15 protein-coding genes and 1 pseudogene are annotated in these 19,018 nt (G+C 44.7%); 5 read left to right on the top strand and 11 right to left on the bottom strand.

The features are described from left to right. Nucleotides 1–204: 204 nt before the first annotated feature. A complete protein-coding gene (mltF, locus tag OC193_RS03555) occupies nucleotides 205–1,773 on the top strand; it encodes a membrane-bound lytic murein transglycosylase MltF (RefSeq protein ID WP_048663705.1) in 1,569 nt (522 codons plus the stop codon). Between the two features lie 302 nt (nucleotides 1,774–2,075). Next, on the top strand, nucleotides 2,076–2,207 hold the full coding sequence (locus tag OC193_RS03550; protein ID WP_017059878.1) for a hypothetical protein: 132 nt from the start codon (nucleotides 2,076–2,078) through the stop codon (nucleotides 2,205–2,207). 62 nt (nucleotides 2,208–2,269) lie between these two features. Here OC193_RS03550 and tadA read toward each other — a convergent pair. The 7 genes and pseudogenes from tadA to OC193_RS03515 all read right to left on the bottom strand — a co-directional run bounded on the left by tadA (nucleotide 2,270) and on the right by OC193_RS03515 (nucleotide 9,198). Further along, nucleotides 2,270–2,874, bottom strand: a pseudogene (gene tadA, locus OC193_RS03545) (tRNA adenosine(34) deaminase TadA). An 86-nt stretch (nucleotides 2,875–2,960) separates the two neighbouring features. After that, on the bottom strand, nucleotides 2,961–4,250 hold the full coding sequence (locus tag OC193_RS03540; protein ID WP_048663707.1) for a hemolysin family protein: 1,290 nt from the start codon (nucleotides 4,248–4,250) through the stop codon (nucleotides 2,961–2,963). 191 nt (nucleotides 4,251–4,441) lie between these two features. After that, nucleotides 4,442–6,004: an AbgT family transporter gene (locus OC193_RS03535; RefSeq protein WP_048663708.1), complete on the bottom strand. Its 1,563-nt coding sequence runs from the start codon at nucleotides 6,002–6,004 to the stop codon at nucleotides 4,442–4,444. A gap of 298 nt (nucleotides 6,005–6,302) precedes the next feature. Next, complete coding sequence (locus tag OC193_RS03530; protein WP_048663709.1) at nucleotides 6,303–6,752, bottom strand: type IV pilus modification PilV family protein; 450 nt, start codon at nucleotides 6,750–6,752, stop codon at nucleotides 6,303–6,305. Further along, a complete protein-coding gene (locus tag OC193_RS03525) occupies nucleotides 6,742–8,082 on the bottom strand; it encodes a hypothetical protein (RefSeq protein WP_048663710.1) in 1,341 nt (446 codons plus the stop codon). The genes OC193_RS03530 and OC193_RS03525 overlap by 11 nt, the downstream gene beginning before the upstream one ends. Continuing rightward, a complete protein-coding gene (locus OC193_RS03520) occupies nucleotides 8,079–8,711 on the bottom strand; it encodes a PilW family protein (protein WP_048657873.1) in 633 nt (210 codons plus the stop codon). The genes OC193_RS03525 and OC193_RS03520 overlap by 4 nt, the downstream gene beginning before the upstream one ends. Continuing rightward, complete coding sequence (locus OC193_RS03515; protein ID WP_048663711.1) at nucleotides 8,692–9,198, bottom strand: GspH/FimT family pseudopilin; 507 nt, start codon at nucleotides 9,196–9,198, stop codon at nucleotides 8,692–8,694. The genes OC193_RS03520 and OC193_RS03515 overlap by 20 nt, the downstream gene beginning before the upstream one ends. 51 nt (nucleotides 9,199–9,249) lie before the next feature. Here OC193_RS03515 and OC193_RS03510 point away from each other — a divergent pair, with 51 nt between their 5' ends. Next, the gene (locus OC193_RS03510; protein WP_372450040.1) at nucleotides 9,250–9,732 is read left to right on the top strand and encodes a type IV pilin protein; all 483 of its coding nucleotides are present in this window, start codon (nucleotides 9,250–9,252) and stop codon (nucleotides 9,730–9,732) included. 103 nt (nucleotides 9,733–9,835) lie between these two features. Here the strand turns inward: OC193_RS03510 and dnaJ are convergent, their stop codons facing one another. The 4 genes from dnaJ to grpE all read right to left on the bottom strand — a co-directional run bounded on the left by dnaJ (nucleotide 9,836) and on the right by grpE (nucleotide 15,921). Then, nucleotides 9,836–10,984: a molecular chaperone DnaJ gene (gene dnaJ, locus OC193_RS03505; protein WP_048608049.1), complete on the bottom strand. Its 1,149-nt coding sequence runs from the start codon at nucleotides 10,982–10,984 to the stop codon at nucleotides 9,836–9,838. 305 nt (nucleotides 10,985–11,289) lie between these two features. Next, complete coding sequence (gene dnaK, locus OC193_RS03500; protein ID WP_019823919.1) at nucleotides 11,290–13,203, bottom strand: molecular chaperone DnaK; 1,914 nt, start codon at nucleotides 13,201–13,203, stop codon at nucleotides 11,290–11,292. A 473-nt stretch (nucleotides 13,204–13,676) separates the two neighbouring features. Beyond that, nucleotides 13,677–14,951 carry a dicarboxylate/amino acid:cation symporter gene (locus OC193_RS03495; protein ID WP_019823920.1) on the bottom strand — a complete coding sequence of 425 codons (1,275 nt, stop codon included), beginning with the start codon at nucleotides 14,949–14,951 and terminating at the stop codon, nucleotides 13,677–13,679. A gap of 388 nt (nucleotides 14,952–15,339) precedes the next feature. Next, on the bottom strand, nucleotides 15,340–15,921 hold the full coding sequence (gene grpE, locus OC193_RS03490) for a nucleotide exchange factor GrpE (RefSeq protein ID WP_019823922.1): 582 nt from the start codon (nucleotides 15,919–15,921) through the stop codon (nucleotides 15,340–15,342). A gap of 143 nt (nucleotides 15,922–16,064) precedes the next feature. On the opposite strand from grpE, the gene nadK reads away from it, so the two are divergent. Together nadK and recN are read left to right on the top strand one after the other, a co-directional pair. Continuing rightward, the gene (nadK, locus tag OC193_RS03485; protein ID WP_017066747.1) at nucleotides 16,065–16,949 is read left to right on the top strand and encodes an NAD(+) kinase; all 885 of its coding nucleotides are present in this window, start codon (nucleotides 16,065–16,067) and stop codon (nucleotides 16,947–16,949) included. Between the two features lie 291 nt (nucleotides 16,950–17,240). Next, nucleotides 17,241–18,905 carry a DNA repair protein RecN gene (gene recN, locus OC193_RS03480; protein ID WP_048663712.1) on the top strand — a complete coding sequence of 555 codons (1,665 nt, stop codon included), beginning with the start codon at nucleotides 17,241–17,243 and terminating at the stop codon, nucleotides 18,903–18,905. Nucleotides 18,906–19,018 lie beyond the last annotated feature (113 nt).

Below are 19,018 nucleotides of genomic sequence, written 5' to 3'. Positions count from 1 at the left end.
TCTTCAATGCGAGCGCATTATAAAGCATTTCTTTTTGTGACGTAACACCAAAAGCAACCGTTTGCGTGATTTTTTTTATCTTTCTGCGTAAATGGTACTTTTGCTGCATTTATCACCACTTTTACAACTGTTTAATTAAACCTGCTTTGCCAGCCTTGCGGGGTTTGGTATAAAGGGGCTTCCACTTTTCGAGATTTCATTTTGATGCCTAAATTTACGCTCATCTTTTCGTCTAAGTTCCTTCTGCTCGCCATCGCCCTCTTTGGGTTGGCTGGATGTCAGATTGAATCTGAACCTAAAAGTGTCCTTGAGCAGATACGAGATCGTGGCGTTCTTCGTGTCGGCACCCTCAATAACCAACTCTCTTATTACATCGGTCCTGATGGCCCTGCTGGCTTGGATTACGAATTAGCGCGTGAATTTGCGCAGGAGCTTGGTGTAAAGCTTGAGGTTAAACCCGCTTACCGTTTGTCTGGCCTGTTCCCTGCCCTGCAGAAAGGCGAAATCGATCTTATCGCAACCGGCTTAACGCAAAACAACAAACAGACACGCGCTTATCGCGCCGCACCTGCTTATTACTATGTAAGCCAACAGGTCGTATACAAAAAAGGCCAGTGGCGACCAAGAAATCTTGAACAACTGATCAATTTCGAGAATGAGCGTCAGGCTGAATTTGTAAAAGCGCAAACTGAATCAGAAGAGGCGGCGTCTACTGACACATTAACGCCATCTTTGGTTGTAGTGAAAGACTCACACTTTGAGCCAACACTAAAGCAGCTGCAAAAAACACACGATGACTTTATCTATGATGCGGTCGGCAATGCTGATATCAACGACCTGCTTAAAGAAGTCTCGACTGGGGAGCGCTTATTCACTGTGGCTGACTCAATTGAGCTGTCACTGGCACAACGTTTATACCCAGACGTAGCTTTGGCTTTTGAACTGACAGAAGACCAACCTATCTCTTGGTATTTGCAGAAGTCTGAAGATGAAAGCCTTTATGCTCTGTTGATTGAGTTCTTCGGTAACCTAAAACAGTCTGGTGAACTCGCTTCACTGGAAGAGAAATACATCGGCCACATCGGTACTTTTGACTACGTTGATACTCGCGCCTTTATCCGCGCATTAGATAGCAAACTACCAAAATGGTCGCCGTTGTTTCAGAAGTACTCACAAGAGTTTGATTGGCGTTTGATTGCTGCATTGGCATACCAAGAGTCACACTGGAACCCTGTTGCGCGCTCGCCAACTGGAGTGCGAGGCATGATGATGCTAACACTGCCTACTGCGAAGAGTGTTGGTGTAACCAACCGTCTTGACCCGAAACAGTCAGTACAAGGCGGTGTTGAATACCTGCGTCGTATCGTGAACCGAGTACCAGATTCAATCACACAACATGAAAAGATCTGGTTCGCCCTTGCTTCATACAATGTCGGTTACGGGCACATGATGGACGCGCGTCGTCTCACGAAGGCACAAGGCGGAGATCCTGATGCTTGGGGCGATGTAAAAGACCGATTGCCTCTATTGAGACAGAAGAAGTACTACAGTAAGACTCGTTATGGGTATGCGCGTGGTGATGAAGCAAGGAATTACGTTGAGAACATTCGCCGTTATTACCAGAGCATCATTGGCCATGTGAATAAGCGCAATAAAGAGCAAGAAGCGAGCCTTGAAGGTTTGGTGGTGATCCCGCCTTTAGAAACCTCAGGTGCTGAATCAAGCATTAGTGCTGCTCAATCGACATTAAGCAGTTCGGAACCTTCGCAGTAGATACTAAAAGAGCAATGCCATTAAGCATTGCTCTTTTTTATTGTGCTTTTTATAACTGCGCGAAAAAGAACACGCTCGACAAAAGGCCATGAAACTCGATGTGTCATATTGCAGTAACAATCGAACTTTATAACGGCACACCATAATCAAAAATTACGTTCTGTTGCACATCAGTGCTGGGTTTAGCTAGAGCTGCTCTTCTGGGTAAGCCAAGCGCGCGACAAGCCAAATAAACGAATAACACTATAATTAAATCGTTAGCCCAAACTACAAAGTCAGACGACAAATAGGAAATCATTGAAATGATGAAGAAACTGAAATCGAAGCGCCTTGATAAGACCGTTGCTGCAAACCGTCGTAAGCGTATGCTTTCAAACAACAAGAAGAAGATCATTTGGCGCAACCGCGCTTTCATGCAGATGATTGCTGAGTAAATATAGTAACCAAGTCGGTTGGCGCTGGCACTCTTGCGATTGAGAGTGCCGAAAGCTCGCTGCTATTTCTTGTTCCCAGCCTTCACCTCGGCTTCTAAACGCTGCTCTTCCAACAGACGTTCTTGCTTTCGCTTCTCTTTTATCTCTTTACGACGACGCTTAAAAAATGCCTGCAACTGCTCACGACACTCTTCCTCTAATAGCCCGTGCTCAACATCGGCATAGTGATAAGAAGCTTGGCTTTCAAACAAGTTCAACACCGTACCCGCCGCACCCGCTTTTAAATCAGGCGCACCAAACACAATGCGCTTTACTCGGCTATGTAACAAAGCCCCTGCACACATTGGGCAAGGCTCGAGCGTGACGTATAAAGTGGTATCGAGTAGACGGTAGTTTTCCAGAGCTTGACCTGCTTTACGCAAGGTTTCGATTTCTGCGTGTGCCGTGGCATCGTGGCTACCAATCGAACGGTTCCACCCTTCAGAGATAATCTCACCATCTTTGACCAACACGGCACCCACGGGAACTTCTCCCTCACTCTCAGCTTGCTTGGCCACCTCAATGGCGCGTCGCATGAAGATTTCATCTTGAGGGGTGAATTGATGGTCTGACAAAGGGAACTCCAAAAACAAAGGACAAAAACGAAAATAGGCATGCGGTGAAGCATACCTAATCTTCGTGATAATGAACAATAAAGAGATAATAGACAACAGCAGACAATGAACAATAGCCGCTTGCTAGTTGGTTGAGTCGCTAGCTGTTGGCGTCTTCTATATCATTGGCTATTTGCGTCGCTTTGATGCTCACAATGCGATTGTTCTCAACAGAGATAATTTCAAACTGCCACTGCTGGTATTGAACAACTTCGCCGGCATCAGGTAAGCGTCCTATTAACCAAGTCACAAGGCCATTCAACGTTTGGAAACTCTCGCTTTCGCCCTCAAGATCCGACAGCTCTAAACGGTTTTTCAGTTCACTGATAGGAATCAATCCATCCACCAGCAAACCATCTTCCACTTGCTCAGTCCAAAGATCGTTCGGGTTATTCGATAGCTCGCCAGCAATCGCCTCAAGAATATCGTAATGAGTCACAAGGCCTTGAACATCGCCATACTCGTCGACAATGAATGCCATCTCAGTACCCGACTCTTTAAAGTAGCCAAGTAAACGCAGAGCTTTCATCGATTCTGGAACATAGATCGGCGAGCGAGACAGCCCCATGATCACTTGAATGCTTAGATTGCCCGCCTGATTCAGCAAGGCTTTGGCTGACACCGTACCGACCACTTTATTGAGGTGCTCTTGGCACAATGGAAACACACTGTGCTTTGATGAACGCAATTGCTTAAAGATATTCTCGACAGGCTGATCGATATCCAGAAAATCGATGTCTCGACGCGGAGTCATCAATGAGCTCACAAGGCGATCATCAAGCTGCAAGATATTGCGAATCATCTCTTGTTCGCCGCGTTCAATCACACCCGATTCCGAGCCCTCTTTCACCAGTGCATGGATATCATCTTCAGTCACGCTATCTTCTTCACCGCCTCGCCCCATCAACTTAAGAATACCTTCCGTTGAAGCCGACAACGCAAATACAAACGGCGTCGCGATTTTAGATAGCCAGAAGATTGGCAGCGCGACTAACACAGCAATGTTTTCAGCTTGAGACTGAGCAAAACGCTTTGGTACCAACTCACCGACAACGATAGCGAAATAAGTAATACCCACCACCACAACCGCGGTAGACAAGATATTCGCTTGTGTTGGGTCTAATCCCCACAGTTCAAGTTGAACGGCCAATGGAGCCGATAGCGTCGCCTCACCCACAATACCGCTGAGCAGGCCTATTACCGTGATACCGATTTGAATGGTTGAGAGGAAGCGGGTTGGGTTTTCTTTGAGTTCAAGCGCAACCTGAGCGGAACGGTGTTTTTCGGCTAAGCGTTTCAACCGACTATTCTTTGCTGCTACCAATGCAATCTCTGACATGGCAAACAGACCATTTAAAACAATTAACCCTACTAAAAGCAGAATCTTCATGTGGCTTGGATTTCCTAAATTTACCGGCCAACAATTAGCCGTAATCCGGAGTATAAGCTGAGTGCCTTTCTTTTGGATATAAAAAGTTTTGGATATAAAAAGTCTCAGATATAAAAAATAGCGAAAAAAAAGCCCGCACATTTCGGTGCGGGCTTAGCAATGAATAAAGCTTAATTTTGCTTAGTTCAATCTTACATTGTGTAAGTGTAAGGTGCTTGGATACCTAGTGGGATACCAAGAGCCCAGTAAGCTAGCAAGAAGATAGACCAACCGATTAGCATAGCAATCGAGAATGGCATCATTAGAGAAGCTAGAGTACCGATACCTGTGGACTTAACGTAGCGTTGACAGTAAACAACAACCAGTGGGAAGAACACCATTAGTGGAGAGATGATGTTAGACACTGAGTCACCTACACGGTAAGCCGCTTGAGATAGCTCAGGAGAGATACCCACAACCATTAGCATTGGAACTAGGATTGGACCGATAAGAGCCCACTTAGCTGAAGCAGAACCTACAAGCAGGTTAACTGAAGCTGTTAGTAGAATCATACCAACAACCGTTGCTTCACCAGGAAGGTCCATCGCTTTCAGGCCTTCAGCACCGTAAAGTGCCAGCATAGTACCGATGTTTGATTGACCGAATGCAGATAGGAACTGTGCACAGAAGAACGACATTACAATGTATGCGCCCATCGTTGCCATCGTCTCAGACATTGCTTTGATTACGTCATTGCTGTTTTTGAAAGTACCCGCTACACGGCCGTAGACGATACCTGGAATGATGAACAGGATGAAGATAAGAGGAACGATAGACTTCATTACTGGTGCAGAGAATGCTGTTAGCTCACCTTCAGGCGAACGAAGCGCTGAGTTTTCAGGAATAAGAGCCGCGATAAGCAGACCAATACCTGCAACCATAGCCCAACCCGCAAACTTGAATGCTTTAGATTCAATTGCAGTGAACGTACCAAGATCTGGTGCTGCTTCTGCATCTTCATCAACTGGCGTGTTAGCAAGGCGAGGCTCGATGATCTTCTCAGTTACGTACCAACCGATAGCAACAATAAGAACTGAAGATAGGCCAGTAAAGAAGATGTTCGCTAGAGGGTTAATCACGTATTCAGGGTCAAGAACGTTTGCAGCTGTTTGAGTGAAACCAGCTAGTAGCGGGTCAATACCTGAAGGAATGAAGTTCGCTGAGAAACCACCTGATACACCAGCAAACGCTGCTGCAATACCCGCTAGAGGGTGACGACCCGCAGCGTGGAAGATGATACCGCCAAGAGGGATTACTAGAACGTAACCTGCATCTGCTGCTGTGTGAGACACGATAGCAACAAGGATTAGCATTGGCGTTAGTAGCTTAGCTGGCGTGAAGTTAAGCATCTTCTTAAGGCCAGTAGTGATGAAGCCTGAAGAATCTGCAACGCCAACACCTAGCATAGCAACAAGTACGATGCCTAACGGTGCGAAGCCTGTGAACGTGGTAACCATATTCGCTAGGAAGCTAGCAAGCGCTTCACCAGTAAGTAGGTTGTTAACTTCAAGAGCAGCACCCGTTTGAGGGTTGATTAGGTCGAATGAAAGGTTCGACAAAAGTGCAGATGCTACCCATACAATAACTAGAGCCCAGAAGAACAGGATTGCTGGATCTGGAATTTTGTTGCCGGCGCGTTCAATGAAGTTTAGAAAGCGGTCCATTCCACTGATTTTCTCAGTCGATGGTGCTTTTTTTACGGCTTGGTTACTCATTGTAACTCCATATGTGATGTTGTTTTGTTTAGGCCTAATATAAGTTTTGACCACGGCCTATTGGTACAGCACATATTCTATTAAAGTCGTTATTAAAAAGCACAAGATTCCATCTAATTTTCCATAAATGGAGACATATTTTGCAAAAATACCATACAACCACAACAATATAAAAACACAAAAAACACCATTCCATATACAGAGTTTTAACTAGCACGCAAACAATGTCCGAGGAGTGAAAATTATCAGTAAAAGGAGTGGCGTAAGCCTTGGCATGCAGTAAACGTTTGCTTAGGGGTCAGTCAAACTCACTGTATTTGGAGAGCATAGTTTCGAGATAAATACTTTGCGCGCGGTTCATACGATCTTGCCATGCAATTGTGACAACAATGTTTTTGAGGGCGCCAGATAAGGCTCCGCTCGCATTAGTGACTTCACATGTCATCGAATATACAGAACCAGATAAACCGGATAAGGGATCTGAACTCGCCATGTTGAGACAGTAACTCGACTGATTTAGTTCCTCAAAAGGAATAAGCCCTACCGCGCCACTAACATTGAGCGCGCGAGTTCGATAATGCTCCATCTGCCTTTCTGCAAAATGCAAAGCTTCGACACTCTGGAGCGCATGATCCGACTTTTGTTCCGCATACACCTGTAATTTAACCAGCCCTAACGACGCAACGCCAATCAGCAGAAAAGAGATAAGTACCTCTAGTAAACTGAAGCCAGAACTCTTAGAAATCATTCCACGAACCTCGCTGCCATTGGTACGTTGAAGGTGGGTCACTTGGGTTCGAATCCGCACGAAAATCCATGTCCATATCGCCCACTATGGTCGTCACTCCCGAGGGGGAATCAAAAATAAGACCACCAGAAGGTAAACCAGAGGCAAACTGAATCCCGACACTTTTTTTGACGACACTGGCCTCATCAATATCTTTGATAAAAGGCGCAAACACGTTATTAGCAGCGAGCGCATTCCAGAAACCATCGACTCGATTTTTCACGTGGCTCTTTTGATAATCGACCAAATGATAAATCACTCCGTTGTAAGCCATGGCTCCATTCAGGGCCAACACACCATCTTGCACAACCAACAGCTGTGACGGATTGATTGTGGCCGCAACCGCAGCGTTGATATGGCAGTTGCCTTCAATCCACAGCCCCTTGGTTTGCCCTGCAGTGAAGTGGTCCATGATCTCAGTGCCGCACTCAGTCGCATTCAATAGCTGAACATGCTTAAACAAATCCGTATCTTGTGATAAATCGACAATGTTTTGATCAGTTTTAGCAACACCAAAAAAGGTGTAAAACGGATTCATATTCGGATCTGGATTAAAGTCTTTTTGGAAAGGCGGTGGATTAGTACCTTGATAGTAATCAGGGGCATAGATTGAATGAGTGCTACCGGAAGCACCTTTCGGGATCTCCGTTTTATAATCACTATGGCATATACCATCAAAGCCAGAAAATGGACCATCAGCACTAGGATCGAGAACCTCTAACCCCAATGCCTGTCCTGAATTACTATGAGTTTCGTTATATTGATAGGTGAACAGGTCAGCAAAAGAGACACTGACACACTCATATTCATTGCCGCTAATTGGGTCTTCTTTTACTGTCGGCTTCAAGCTTAAGGTACCAATAAGCTCAATAGGCCCCGTCGACTGAATCGCCCCACTGCCGAACTGAGATCTTTCTTTTATTGTCTTAAAAAGTGACTGTGCGTTTGAGGATGACGTTACGATGTAAGCACTAGAAATTGCACTATCGGAGATCTCGATTTCTGGCTGATTTTGATAAGGAGAGCACCAATCTGCAAAATCCGCCGGGCGAGCACTCACGTCTTTGATATCAGCAATAGTCTTGTCTAATTCAAGTAAGTAAGAATAAGTACATTCTAACCCCCCTTCCGAACGCCAATGTTCTTGCCTGCCTTGAACCTCGTTTTGAGCAACTTTGATCTGATGAAAAACACTGCGATACGTGCCTAGCGTCACCACTAAAGCTCCAACTAAAAGAACCGATGTCACCAGCAAGGTCACCACGCCGCGCTGCTTTCTATATATCATCATTGCCAGTTCCTTTGTTTAACGGAAACCGAAACCGATTTGGAAACACCTGCGGTTGGAATTGAGGCTGTGATACTGATGTCAGTAAATGTGCTCTTGATAGAGTTCTGCTCTAATACTTGGGAATTAATGCTGAACTCATCAACATCAATGAGGTTGTCATCGAAAAGTGAGTAACATCCAGTAACCTCATGAAATGTAGGAATTGCCTCCGATACAGTGGTGCCCTTCTCACATATTTGCAGTTTGGTTCCATTTTTTTTGTAAACGATATTTCGATGATCTTTACTTGCGCTCGAACCCTCTCGGAAGTAAACAAAACCAACGGCAACACCACCGCTCACTTGAATGGTATCCGTCGCGCCAGACAACTTGATTGAATAACCATTAGATCCATCGTAGCCCGCTCGTTGAATATCTTCTTTCATCACTTGCATTGTGCTGGTTAGGTTTTGTAGTAGCAGTAACTCGATACCTTTGTCTTTAGCTGTTCTCTGACCGGTGATAAAAACACTGCCCATGATCGAGATCGCGAAGATACCAATAACAGACGCCACCATTAACTCAATCAATGATGTGCCTCGTTGCTTGCTAGGCGCAGCCACAATCGGCTTAACACGCATAATAGCCATACAGAGCGCTCGACTCGCCGCAAACCTTAATTCGCCCTGGGGGACTAGATAACTTAATCAATAAACGGTCGGTTGAAGATGCATTAGGAAAAAGATAGATCGTGCCCCTTGCAGGTCTCCCCCTGACACTCTCAAAGCTGATTCTCGCCCCCGTATAGTTGTGAGAAAACGACACATCTCGAAACGGTTGACCCGATAACATCACCAGCGTTTCGCCAGAGAGATCTTCGGTCGGCTTCAACAACAGACTCCATTCCCCTGTTGATTGCTCCTCATTTTTATCCATAGAAAAATGCACCCAAAGATCTTGATTCCTTTTAACCGATTCAGACTTGGCCTGAATAAGAAAGCCATTCAACTCTCCGGCGAGTCGCTGCATCTTGACGGTTTCAGTAACCGAACTAAAACTCGGGGCAGCCGCAGCTATCAGTATCGACAGCACCGATACCGTTACTAACAGCTCTAATAAAGTAAACCCGCGAGTCATTTCCCAAATTCCTATGTAATTCAGTGCGTAACCGTATTTAATCTTGCAGCGATGCTACCACCAGAGAAGAATGGACAGAGTTATGAAAGGAAACTACTCGCGATGATTCGAAGAAATATATGCAACAGCAACAACATAAGCATGAGAGGGATGACATTGATCGAGTTATTGCTGGCTGTGGTAATCGTGGGGATACTCGGTGCCATTGCCTATCCAAGTTATACCAACCATGTTACCAAGGCTCATCGAGTTACAGCGATGGCCGACATGACCAAAATACAACTGGAGATAGAAACCCTATACACGGGAAACTATGCGTCGGCAGCAGTGAATATTATTTCTGGAGGAACATGCTTGTTTTGTGATACCGATTCTAGCCGATACACGCTCGCTATCTCAGCAAGCAGCAGCACCTATTCAATTCAGGCTGAGCCGCATGCACCACAGACAAGTGATGACTGTTTAGATTCGACGACTGATATTTTGGAATTGCACCACTCAGGTATCTCAGAGCCAGAAGCGTGTTGGAAATAATGAGGTAAGCCAATCAATCTCACGCGTTACCCTTTTACCCTTTCTACAGGCACAAAAAAGCCTGCACACTGGCAGGCTTTAAAATTTTCAAATCACTATCTAATTACTTAGTTAGGTCATCGAAGAAATTTTTAACGCCGCTGAAGAAACCTTCAGATTTTGGCTTGTGCTTGCTTGCCGCTTCGCCACAACATGTTTCTTCGAATTCACGCAGTAATTCTTTCTGACGAGAGCTTAGCTTAACTGGCGTTTCTACCACTAGCTTAACGATTAAGTCACCCACACCGCCGCCACGAACGCCTTTCACGCCTTTACCACGCATACGGAACATACGGCCCGTTTGTGTCTCTTCTGGCACTTTAAGGTTTACACGACCATCCAGTGTTGGAACTTCAACTTCACCGCCTAAAGCAGCCATAGAGAAGCTCACTGGAACTTCACAGTAAAGGTTGTTGCCGTCACGCTCAAAGATGTTGTGCTCTTTTACGTGTACTTGTACGTACAGGTCGCCAGCTGGAGCACCTTGCTCTCCCGCTTCGCCTTCGCCAGATAGGCGAATACGATCGCCAGTATCAACACCAGCAGGGATCTTAACGTTAAGTGTTTTCGTCTTCTGTTTGCGACCTTGACCATGACATGAGTTACATGGGTCTTTGATGATCTTGCCTTTACCGTTACACGTAGGACAAGTCTGTTGAACCGCAAAGAAACCTTGGCGCATTTGTACTTGGCCGTGGCCATGACAAGTGCCACACGTTTGTGCAGAAGAACCCGCTTTCGCGCCGCTGCCGTCACAAGTATCACACTCTACAAGTGTTGGTACTTCAATTTCTTTAGAAACACCACGAACCGCTTCTTCTAAAGAAAGTTCCATGTTGTAACGTAGATCTGAACCACGTTGTGCACGCTGTTGACCGCCACCACGACGACCGCCGCCGAAGATGTCACCAAATACGTCACCGAAGATATCGCCGAAGTCACCTTGGCCACCGCCGCCGAAACCGCCGCCGCCGCCCATGCCGCCTTGTTCAAAAGCTGCGTGGCCGTATTGGTCGTAAGCTGCTTTCTTTTGAGAATCGGTCAGGATCTCATACGCTACTTTTACTTCTTTAAACTTATCTGCTGCGGTCTCGTCACCCTGGTTACGGTCCGGGTGGAATTTCATCGCTAAGCGTTTGTACGCTTTTTTAATATCGCGCTCTGATGCATCGCGGCTTACGCCTAATACTTCGTAAAAATCACGTTTTGACATGTTCTAGGTCACCAAAATAATTGCTACTACCGAATGATCACTTCAGTAGTCTGTGTATCAATCTAGATAAAAGTTCTGCCGGCTGAAACGCCGAATAAAGCTATTATCTAGATCGACAAGTCTAAATACAAATTTACGGGCGTGAGAGTTACCTCTGACGCCCGTATATTTAGAAATCGAAAAACGACTTTTCTAAGCTAAAACACGTTAGTTCAAGGAGAAGGTACGGACTTTCTTAGCCAATAAAGAGGCGGATGTAAGTGAGTACCTTCGACGTAGAAATCACGTGTTATAGCGACGAAAAATTACTTTTTGTCGTCTTTAACTTCTTCAAACTCCGCATCAACAACATCGTCGTCTTGCTTAGGTTGTTCACCAGCGTCAGCACCAGCTTGTTCAGCTTGAGCTTTCTGTTGAGCAATTTCCATTAGCTTTTGAGCTGCTTGCATAAGTTCTTGAACTTTAGCGTCGATAGCTTCTTTGTCGTTACCAGACTTAACTTCTTCTAGTGCCGTGATAGCCGCTTCGATTTTAGCTTTCTCGTCTGCAGGTAGAGCTTCACCAGCTTCTTCTACTTGCTTCTTAGTGCCGTGAATCATTTGGTCAGCTTGGTTACGTGCAGTTACTAGCTCTTCGAACTTTTTGTCCGCTTCTTTGTTAGCTTCTGCTTCTTGTACCATTGCTTCGATCTCTTCCTCAGACAGGCCGCCTGATGCTTGGATAGTGATCTTCTGCTCTTTACCCGTCGCTTTATCTTTAGCAGATACGTTCAGGATACCATCAGCATCTAGGTCGAATGTTACTTCGATTTGTGGCATGCCACGTGGTGCTGGTTGGATGCCTTCTAGGTTGAACTGACCAAGAGACTTGTTGTAAGTCGCTTGCTTACGCTCACCTTGAAGAACGTGGATAGTTACTGCGTTTTGGTTGTCTTCAGCTGTAGAGAACACTTGATCCGCTTTAGTAGGGATAGTTGTGTTTTTCTCGATAAGCTTAGTCATCACGCCGCCCATCGTTTCGATACCGAAAGATAGAGGAGTAACGTCTAGCAGTAGAACGTCTTTAACGTCACCAGCTAGTACACCACCTTGAACAGCAGCACCCATTGCAACAGCTTCGTCAGGGTTCACGTCTTTACGTGGCTCTTTACCGAAGAATTCAGTTACTTTAGCTTGAACCATAGGCATACGAGTTTGACCACCAACTAGGATAACGTCAGTGATTTCGCCTACAGATAGGTCAGCATCTGCTAGAGCAACTTTTAGTGGCTCAAGAGAACGTTGAACTAGGTCTTCAACTAGAGACTCAAGCTTCGCACGAGTCACTTTGATGTTCATGTGCTTAGGACCAGTCGCATCAGCAGTAACGTAAGGTAGGTTTACGTCAGTTTGAGTAGTAGAAGAAAGCTCGATTTTCGCTTTTTCTGCTGCTTCTTTAACACGCTGCATTGCTAGTGGATCAGCTTTAAGGTCGATACCTTGCTCTTTCTTGAACTCATCTACTAGGTAGTTGATCATGCGGTTATCGAAATCTTCACCACCAAGGTGAGTGTCACCGTTAGTTGAAAGAACTTCGAAAGTCTTCTCGCCTTCTACTTCATCGATTTCGATGATAGAGATATCGAATGTACCACCACCAAGGTCGTATACAGCGATAGTGCGATCACCGCCTTGCTTATCTAGGCCGTAAGCTAGAGCAGCAGCAGTTGGTTCGTTGATGATACGTTTAACATCTAGACCTGCGATACGGCCAGCATCTTTAGTTGCTTGACGTTGAGCATCGTTGAAGTAAGCAGGAACAGTAACAACTGCGCCAGTTACTTCTTCGCCTAGGAAGTCTTCAGCTGTTTTCTTCATTTTCTTAAGAACTTCAGCAGATACTTGAGGAGCAGCCATTTTTTGGCCTTGCGCTTCAACCCATGCATCACCGTTATCAGCTTTAACAATGTTAAAAGGCATGATTTCGATATCGCGTTGAACTTCTTCATCTTCAAAACGACGACCGATTAGACGCTTAATTGCGTATAGCGTGTTTTGAGGGTTAGTAACTGCTTGACGTTTCGCAGGTTGACCAACTAGCGTCTCGCCGTCAGTGTATGCGATTACCGATGCTGTTGTGCGTTCGCCTTCAGCATTTTCTAGTACGCGTGGTTTGTCGCCGTCTAAAACAGCAACACAAGAGTTAGTAGTACCTAAATCAATACCAATGATTCGACCCATCAGGCTATCTCCGAAATATAATCTATATTAGTTTTTGCTATACCCACATATGTGGGGGGCGGTAATCAGGGATTCAACCCTAATACACAAAATTTAAGTGCAAATGTAATTTGCTTTCGTATGCACCATAGATAAGGGCTCACGAAGCCTTTTCAAGGGTGAAAAGGGATTTTTTTACATTTATTTTAATAAAAGGAATGATTAGGCACGAATACATATCATTACCGCCTATATAAGCCCCATAACTGGGTTTATTCAGCCTCTACTATCCTTTTTTGTAGCAAAGTCTTATTTCTGTAAACTGACTCTCAAAGAGGCTCCCCTCACACAGCAATTCAGACTGCACTATCGTTTGTTGAGTAAAAATAGATAAGGTGACCTTCTCACTCAATAAAAAACGGAGCCACTTGGGCTCCGTTTATCTACTCAGGGTTTCAGCTCAGATTAAATCTATAGCGGAAAGAATCTCTGAATTAAGCTTCTGCTTTTTGTAACTCAGCTTCTTCATTAGCTTCAACGCCAATTTCGTTTTCAGATTTAGCAACGATAGTGTTCACCGCTGTATCACCCACGACGTTTGAAGAAGTACAGAACATGTCACAGATACGGTCAACAGCAGCAACGATTGCTAGACCTTCTGGTGGTAAACCTAGTTGGTGCAATAGAACACCTACCATCACAACACCGCCACCAGGAACACCACCAGCACCGATAGACAATAGCAGGATAGTTAGACCTAGAGTGAAGATATCAGCAGTGTTGATTGGCTGACCAAACGCGTTTGCTACGAACATAGTTGCTAGCGCGATGTAGATAGATACACCAGACATGTTCATTGTTGCACCTAGTGGTACACCGAAACCCGCTACTGACTTAGATACGTTTAGTTTGTCAGTTAGAGTGCGCATTGTTACTGGGATTGTTGCATTCGAACTTGCTGTAGATAGTGAGAATAGAACTTGCTCACGAGTTGCACGTAGGAACTGCTTTGGAGAAATACCTGTGAATGAACCCACCATCATTGGGTAGAAGAAGAAAATCCAGAACACAAGCATTGCAACCACAAGTGCCACATAGCCAGCAACTGACATTAGCGTGTCTGCATCCAGTGTTGCGCCCAGTTGAATCATCAGAGCAAATACACCGTAAGGCGCCAAGCTCATTACTAGGCCGATAAGCTTCATCATGATTTCGTTAGCCATCTTGAATGTCTTGATAGCTGGGCCACCACGAGAATCAAGCGCTTGAATAGCAAGACCTGTCAAAATTGCCATGAAGATGATTTGTAGCATGTCGCCGCTTGCGAAAGCTTCTACAGGGTTGCTAGGAACGATGTTAACAACAAGAGAGAAGATGTCTGGCGTTTCAGTTGTTGTAAGCGCAATTGTCTCAGAAACCGTACCGGCTAGATTCGCACCTGCACCTGGTTGGAAAATAAGACCAATCGTTAGCGCTGCTGAAATCGCGATGATGGTGTTAATAATGTAAAGACCAAAGGTTTTACCACCAAGACGACCAAATGAACGAATATCTTTTAGCTCAACAATACCGCAAACAATAGATACGTATACAAGAGGAACTACAAGCAATTTGATAAGTGATACGAACATACCACCAGCACCTTCGGCAGCACCAAGTAGATACGTATCAAAAATAGCAATACCGCTGAATAGGTACTGAATAGCAGTACCAATAAGTAGACCGGCGAACAAGCCTACAAAAATTTTACTTGAGAGCGATTTATCCATCGTTCTTCTCCAGTTTGTTGTGTTTAAAATTTGTACTTTTATAGTTATATATGCGACCAAAGTCGCTATATGGCAGTGGATTTTACATACAAAGATAACAATTAAAAGTATTTATTTACAAAAACATCACAAATGTGACATCAAAACATTCACTCAATCACAACAAGTTTCATAACACAAAACTCTAAATCGCTGATCTGAATGAAATAAAAAGAACGACATTCTTAATGCGGTTTTGATGCTTATTTACGTGGACTCTCAGGCTATAGACATAAAAAAAGAGAGGCATATGCCTCTCTTTTCATTTCACGTAAACCAGTGATTTATTTTGCCGCCACGACTTATTCAGTCAATGCGCCAGTCAATCAGTTGGTAACGTAATAAGTCATTACTTAGCAACCATAACCATCGCTGGGCGAACCACACGACCGTTTAGTTCGTAGCCTTTTTGCATCACAAACATAACCGTGTTTGATTCATGATCTGGGCTTTCTTGGATAGACATTGCTTGGTGGAATTCAGGGTTGAACGCTTCACCTTCAGGGTTGATCTCTTTAAGACCAAACTTAGCAACTGTATCTACGAACGTCTTGTGCGTTAGCTCAACACCTTCAAACAGTGGCTTAACCACTTCGTTTTCAGCGTCTGCCGCTTGCATTGCACGCTCTAGGTTGTCGATTACAGGAAGTAGACCTTCAGCAAACTTGTTCAAAGCGAATTTACGCGCTTTATCAATTTCTTGTTCGCTACGGCGACGCATGTTTTCAACTTCAGCTTTCGCGCGAAGAACAGAATCTTGTTGCTCTTTCACTTTAGATTCGCTAGAAAGCAGTGCAGCTTCCAGTTGAGCGATTTTTGCTTCCTGCTCATCAGCAGCGTCTTCATTCAGCTCAGCTTCTTCAACTTTCTCAGCTTCAGCGATGATCTGATCTAGCTCTTCTTCGGTTACTTTGTTTTCTTCGTTGCTCATGATATCTCCAGAATTCGTTTTCAATGCAAGTGACAGGCGTGTTTGCGCCCCAAATTGATATAAAACACTCGCATAGACGTTCAACTTGCCTTTATTATGGGGATGAAGAATTTTGATTCAAGCCTAATTCGTTTGGAAACGTTATGAAAAAGCCATTTGAAGTCATCGCCATTATTGGTAAACCTCGAGATCAGCAAGCAATTCAGACTCATAGAGAGCTCTATCAGTGGTTAAGTGCTGAGGGTTATCAAGTGTTTGTTGATGACAGACTCGCCACTATTTTAGACGACATCCCAAAAGAACATTTTTCTAGCCTGATTGAATTAGGTAAACGCGCCGATCTCGCCATTGTGGTCGGCGGCGACGGAAATATGCTCGGTGCCGCTCGAATCTTGTCACGTTTCGACATTTCAGTGATTGGTGTTAACCGAGGCAACCTTGGTTTCCTAACCGATCTCAACCCTGAAAACTTCCAGAGTGCGCTTACTGATGTTCTCAAAGGCGAGTTCATGGAAGAGGAACGCTTCCTGCTTGAAACGGAAATTCACCGTCACGGCCAAATAAAAAGCCATAATGCAGCACTAAACGAAGCGGTACTTCACCCAGGTCAAGTTGCACACATGATCGAGTTTGAAGTGTATATCGACGACAGCTTTGCCTTCTCGCAGCGTTCTGATGGCTTGATCGTTTCTACGCCAACAGGTTCTACCGCTTACTCGCTTTCTGGCGGCGGCCCTATCCTGTCATCAAGCCTAAATGCGATCTCACTAGTACCAATGTTCCCACACACCCTTTCAAGTCGCCCACTTGTGGTGGATGGCAAGCGTCGTATCAAGCTGATCGTATCGCCTGATAACCGCGGAACTCAGGAAGTGAGCTGTGATGGTCAAATCTCGCTGCCTGTTTCCCCTGGCGATGAGATCCACATTTACCAAAGCCCAAATGTACTCAAACTGATCCATCCTAAGGACTACAATTACTACCACGTTCTACGTAACAAACTAGGTTGGTCGAGTAAGCTGTTCTAACTAAACAGCTCTAGCAATAACCGAAAATTTCAAAGGCTGACGACATTCGTCAGCCTTTTTTATTACCGATTAAAAGCCCACCATCTCTGTCTTTACGCCAATCCACCACATCGTCATTCCCAAGAGGAAGGAACGACCGAGTTGGGAATCTATAGCGGTTTCAGTGATCTACAGACAAGCTTAATTCTGAGAGCTGTCGCAAAAAATTTTAACCCGCCGACTTTACTGTATAAAGAAACAGTATATACTGAGCTTATATACAGTATTGTTCAGTTATACAGGTAAATAAAAATGCTGGCTCATTTAAGTGTTAATAATTTCGCTATTGTTAAGTCTTTACAGCTAGAACTCTCTAAAGGCATGACAACAATCACCGGTGAAACTGGTGCGGGTAAATCTATCGCTATCGATGCTTTAGGCTTGTGCCTTGGAGGAAGATCCGATGCAGGAATGGTTCGACAAGGTGAAGAAAAAACCGAAGTCAGTGCCGCTTTTTTACTTGAGAACAATCTGCATGCTACCCGCTGGTTAGAAGACAACGAATTGCTTGATGGCAGTGAGTGCATCCTGCGCAGAACCATCTCAAAAGAAGGTCGTTCTCGTGCATTCATCAACGGTAGCCCTGTCCCTCTTTCACAATTGAAATCGCTAGGGCAACTATTGATCAACATTCATGGTCAACACGCGCATCACCAGTTGATGAAAAGCGATTACCAAATGGCCATGCTTGATCAATACGCAGGCCACTTGAATCTATTGAAATCAACACGTAATGCTTACCAAGCGTGGCGACAAGCAGATAACCACTTAAAAGAGTTACGTGAAAATAGCCAGCAAAACCAAGCTCAAAAACAACTTCTTGAATACCAAATCAAAGAGTTAAATGAGCTGTCTATTGGGGAGGAAGAATATGAAGACCTCGAACAAGAGCATAAGCGCCTCTCCAATAGCGGAGAACTGGCCACAACCTGTCAGCAAGCTATCGAGCTTATTTATGAAGGCGAAGAAGTTAATGCGCTTGGTATTCTGCAATCGGCCAATAACTCCTTAATTCAGTTAGCTGAGCTCGATGAAAGATTGGCCGAGTTACCGAACTTGCTTTCTGAAGCCATTATTCAGATTGAAGAAACCAACAACGAGTTAAGAACATACCTAGATAGCATTGATGTTGATCCCGGTCGTATGGCTTACGTTGAAGAACGCTTCTCAAAAGTGATGTCAATGTCTCGTAAACACCACGTGTTGCCAGAAGAGCTATATAAGCACCACCAAGATTTATTACAACAAGTTGAAGCGCTTGATTGCTCTGATGAAAAGTTAGAAGAGTTAGCAAACGAGGTAGAAAACCAATACCAGTCGTTCGTGGCTAAATCAGAGAAGCTTCATAAGTCTCGAACTCGTTACGCAAAAGAGCTCAACAAACTGATCACGCAAAGCATGCATGAACTGAGTATGGAAAAAGCGCAGTTTGCCATTGAAGTGAACAACACCAACACACATCCTTCTCCATTGGGTATGGATAACGTGACCTTCATTGTTTCGACCAACCCAGGCCAACCAATGCAGCCAATTGCTAAAGTGGCCTCTGGTGGTGAGTTATCACGAATCTCATTAGCGATTCAGGTGATCACGGCTCAAAAAGTGGATACACCAAGCCTGATTTTCGATGAAGTCGATGTGGGTATCAGTGGACCAACGGCCGCGGTTGTCGGGAAAATGCTACGTACACTCGGTGAGTCGACTCAAGTCATGTGTGTGACTCACTTACCTCAAGTGGCAGGTTGCGGACACCAACAGTTGTTCGTGGCTAAAAACACCAAATCGGGTAAAACAGAAACTCAAATGCATACCTTGGATGAGCAACAACGCATTTCAGAGCTTGCTCGACTGCTTGGTGGCAGCCAAATTACCGAATCGACGCTTGCCAACGCAAAAGAGCTATTAATCGCAGCTTAGGTTACATATTCAGCAACTTTCTGATAATTTACCGAAAATTCTTGGCAATTTTGCAACTTAATTCAAAATTGCCAGTCATAACAAGCTCAAAGCGCAAGGAGCTTTTTACTTCT

The sequence above is a fragment of the Vibrio crassostreae genome, from assembly GCF_024347415.1.
In the GTDB taxonomy this organism is placed as follows: Bacteria; Pseudomonadota; Gammaproteobacteria; order Enterobacterales; family Vibrionaceae; genus Vibrio; species Vibrio crassostreae.
The sequence above is the reverse complement of the archived record's forward strand: the minus strand, read 5'-3'. Positions and strand labels throughout refer to the sequence as shown.